Here is a 4746-nt window from a genome sequence, read left to right on the forward strand (position 1 = left end):
CGCCGGGCGCGGGAACGTTCCGGTGCTGGCACGGCGGGAACGGCCCGACCAGGTGCCGTTGTCGCTGGCGCAGCAGCGGATGTGGTTCCTGAACCGGTTCGATCAGGAGTCGGCGGCCTACAACCTGCCGATGGCGATCCGGTTGTCCGGTGAGCTCGACGTCGACGCGTTGCGCGCGGCGGTGTCGGATCTGGTGGCGCGGCACGAGGTGCTGCGGACGGTGTATCCGGAGACCGAATCGGGTCCGGTGCAGGTGATCCTGCCCGCCGGTGCGGCGGTACCGGATCTGCCGGTGCACGCGGTCGCCACCGGGGATGTCGTAGCCGCGGTGACGGAGCTGGCCTCGACCGGTTTCGATGTGACGGCCGAGGTGCCGTTGCGGGTGGCGCTGTTCCGGGTCGACGACACCGCCGCCGATACCGGCACTACGACCGGTGAATTCGTGCTGGCGATGGTGATGCACCATATCGCCGGTGACGGTTCGTCGGTGGGACCGCTCACGCGGGACCTGATGATCGCGTACGCGGCACGCGCTGCCGGAGAGATGCCGGGGTGGGCGGCACTGCCGGTGCAGTACGCCGATTACGCGCTGTGGCAGCGCGAGTTGCTCGGCGACGAGACCGATCCGGATTCGTTGTCCGCGCGACAGGTCGGATACTGGCGGTCGGCGCTGGCCGGTGTGCCGGATCAACTGGACCTGCCGTCGGATCGGCCGCGCCCGGCAGTGCAGTCGTTCGCCGGTAGCCGGATACCGGTCACGGTCGATGCCGGGATCCATGCCGGTTTGCAGCGGGTGGCGCAGCAGCAGAACGCGACCCTCTTCATGGTCGTGCACTCGGCGCTGGCGGTACTGCTGGCCCGGCTGTCGGGAACCGGCGACATCACAGTCGGTACGCCCGTCGCGGGTCGTGGTGAGCAGGCGCTGGACGATCTGATCGGTATGTTCGTGAACACGCTGGTGTTCCGGACGCAGCTCGATCCGGGTGAATCGTTCACCGATCTGCTGGGGCGGCAGCGGGAGACCGATATCGCGGCGTTCGCGCACGCGGATGTGCCGTTCGAACGGCTCGTCGAGGTATTGAATCCGGCGCGGTCCACCGCGCGGCATCCGCTGTTCCAGGTGGGTTTCTCGTTCCAGAACCTGGCGCAGTCGAGTCTGGAGCTGCCGGGCCTGACGGTATCGGGTGTGGAGGTCGAGACCGAGATCTCGCAGTTCGATCTGCACCTGATCGTCGCGGACGACTACGACGACGCGGGAACGCCGAATGGTGTGACCGGTCATCTGACCTATGCCGCGGACCTGTTCGACCACGACACCGCACAGGAATTCGTGGATCGTTTCCTCCGCCTGCTGGGTGAGATCGTCGCCGCACCGGATACCACGGTGGGCGCATTCGACCTGCTCGATCCAGCGGAGCGGGCAGCTATCGCGGTCGTCCGTAATTCGACCGAACGGCAGCTGGATCCGGCGACCCTGAACTCGCTGCTGGAGGCATCGGTGGCGGCCGGGCCGGATGCGGTCGCGTTGGTGGACCCGGATGGTTCACGGGTCACCTATGCGGAGTTGGGTGCGCGGGTCAACCGGTTGGCCCGGTATCTGATCGAGCGCGGTGTGGGGCCGCAGGACCGGGTCGTACTGGGGCTGCGGCGGTCGGTGGATCTGGTGGTCGCGATGTACGCGGTCGCTACGGCCGGTGCGGCCTACGTGCCGGTGGATCCCGATCAGCCCGCCGAACGCACCCGCTACATCCTCGACACCGCGGCACCGGTGTGTGTGCTGACCACCGGTACCGCCGCCGCGCTCGAAGGTCTCGGTGACGATGTCGTATCGCTCGCCGTCGACACCCTCGATCTCGGTGGTTACGACGCTGCTCCGGTGACCGATGCGGAGCGGGTGGCGCCGTTGCGGGCGGCGGATACGGCGTATGTGATCTTCACGTCGGGTTCGACGGGTCGTCCGAAGGGTGTGGCGGTTCCGCATTCGGCGATCGTGAATCAGTTGCGCTACATCACCGATGAGTTCGGGTTGGATGCTTCGGACGCGGTGTTGTTGAAGACCGCGGCGACGTTCGATTTGTCGGTGTGGGAGTTCTGGCTGGCGGCTGTGTCGGGTGGCCGGTTGGTGATCGCGGAGGCCGACGGTCATCGGGATCCCGCGTATCTGAACGAGTTGATGGCGCGCGAGCAGGTGACCACCTTGACGGTGGTGCCCTCGATGCTGGATGCCCTGGTGAACACCGGAACAGGTGTGTCGCAGTCCCTGCGGCGGGTGCTGGCGATCGGTGAAGCCCTACCGGCGGCGACGGCGCAGAAGATGCTCACCGAGTTCCCGGCCACCGAACTGTTCAATCTCTATGGTCCGACCGAGGCGGCGGTGTCGATTACGACGCATCGGGTGACCGGGGCTGATCGGGTGTCGGTGCCCATCGGTGTGCCGCAGTGGAATTCGCGCGTCTACGTCCTGGATGCCGTGCTGGGGCTCGTACCCGACGGTGTCGCGGGTGAGCTGTATCTGGCGGGCGACCAGCTGGCGGTCGGGTACTTCGGCCGTCCGGACCTGAGCGCGGAACGATTCGTGGCCGATCCCTTCGTCCCCGGGCAGCGGATGTACCGCACCGGTGACCTGGCGGCCTTCGACCGCAACGGTGAGCTCGAGTACCGGGGCCGTACCGATTTCCAGGTGAAGGTCCGTGGTTTCCGGATCGAGCTGGGTGAGATCGAGGCGGCGCTGCTGGCGCTGCCGGGGATCGCGCAGACCGCGGTGCTGGCGAAATCGGATCCGCGGACCGGGGACCTGCTGGTCGGCTACGTGGTACCCGCTGCCGGTGCAGACGGCCTGGATACGGGCCGGATCCAGACCGAGCTGGCGCAGCGGTTGCCGTCGTACATGGTGCCGTCGGTGTTCGTGGAACTCGACGCGCTGCCGTTGAACGTCAACGGGAAGCTGGATCGGAAGGCTCTGCCGGAGCCGGTGTTCGAGGTGCGGGAGTTCCGGGCGCCGTCGACGCCGATCGAGGAGATCGTGGCGGGTGTGTTCGCCGATGTCCTGAGCGTGGATCGGGTCGGGGCGGATGACGATTTCTTCGCCCTGGGCGGTAACTCGCTGGTCGCGACGCAGGTCGCGGCGCGGCTGGGCAAGGCGCTGGACACCACGGTGCCGGTGCGGGCGCTGTTCGAGGCGTCCACGGTGGCGGGTCTGGCCGTGCGGGTGGAGCAGCATGCCGGATCGGGTGGGCGTTCGGCGCTGGTGCCGCAGCGGCGCCCGCAGTATGTGCCGTTGTCGCTGGCGCAGCAGCGGATGTGGTTCCTGAACCGGTTCGATCAGGAATCGCTGGCCTACAACATTCCACTGGCCATCCGGTTGTCCGGTGAGCTGGATGTCGAAGCGCTGCGGGCGGCTGTCCGGGATCTGCTGGAACGGCACGAATCACTGCGGACGCGCTATCCGGTGGGTCCGGACGGTCTGCCGTATCAGGATGTACTGCCGGTCGAGGAAGTGCTCGGAGCCGACCTCGGGATCACGACCACCGCAGACGCGGTGGCCGGAATCACCGAGCTGATGTCGGCCGGTTTCGATGTGACGGCCGAGGTGCCGGTGCGGGTGGCGCTGTTCCGAATCGGCGACGCCGCGAACGGTGCCGGTGAGTTCGTGCTGGCGATGGTCATCCATCACATCGCCGGTGACGGTTCCTCGGTGGGCCCGCTGACCCGGGATGTGATGACCGCGTACGCGGCCCGCACCACCGGCGCGGTGCCGGGCTGGGCACCGTTGCCGGTGCAGTACGCCGACTACAGCATCTGGCAGCGCGCCGTACTCGGCGACGAGTCCGATCCGGAATCGCCGGCGGCCCAACAGGTGGGTTACTGGCAGTCGGCGTTGGCCGGGGTGCCGGATCAGCTGGATCTGCCGGCCGACCGGCCGCGGCCGGCGGCGCAGTCCTTCGCGGGCAGCCGGGTCGAAGTCGCGATCGACGCCGAGATCCATGCCGGGTTGCTGCGGGTCGCGCAGCAGCGGAACGCGACGCTGTTCATGGTGGTGCATTCCGCGCTGGCGGTACTGCTGTCGCGGTTGTCGGGCAGTGACGACATCACCGTGGGTACGCCGGTCGCCGGTCGTGGTGAGGCGGCGCTGGACGATTTGATCGGTATGTTCGTGAACACGCTGGTGTTCCGGACACAACTGGATCGCGGAGAGTCGTTCGCGGATCTGCTGGGGCGGCAGCGGGAGATCGATATCGCGGCCTTCGCGCACGCGGATGTGCCGTTCGAGCGGCTGGTGGAGGTGCTGAACCCGGCGCGGTCCACGGCGCGGCATCCGCTGTTCCAGGTCGGTTTCACCTTCCAGAACCTCGCGCAAACGGTGCTGGAGCTGCCCGGGCTGACGGTTTCCGGGGTGGATTTCGACAGCGAGATCTCGCAGTTCGATCTGAACCTGATCCTCGGGGATTCCTACGACACCAGCGGCGCCCCCGACGGTGTGGCCGGTTACCTGACCTACGCCACCGCTCTGTTCGATCACGCCACCGTCCAAGGATTCGTCGATCGGTTCGCGCGTTTGCTGCGGGAGATCGTCGCGGCGCCGGAGACGGCGGTCGGGGATCTGGAGATCCTGGCCGGGGCCGAGCGTTCGCAGGTGTTGGCGGAGTGGAATGCGACCGAGCACGAAGTGCCCGGTGGTCTGCTGTTGGACGGCTTCAATGCTGCTGCCGCGGCGCATCCGGATCGGGTGGCGATTTCGTTCGAGGG

1 protein-coding gene is annotated in these 4746 nt (G+C 67.5%); it reads left to right on the plus strand.

Features of this window, described 5'->3' with window-relative positions:
• The coding region (locus ACWEWT_RS38425) for an amino acid adenylation domain-containing protein (RefSeq protein ID WP_452565873.1) at positions 1-4746 on the plus strand (4746 nt) is incomplete at both ends.

The sequence above is a fragment of the Nocardia sp. NPDC003963 genome, assembly GCF_053605105.1.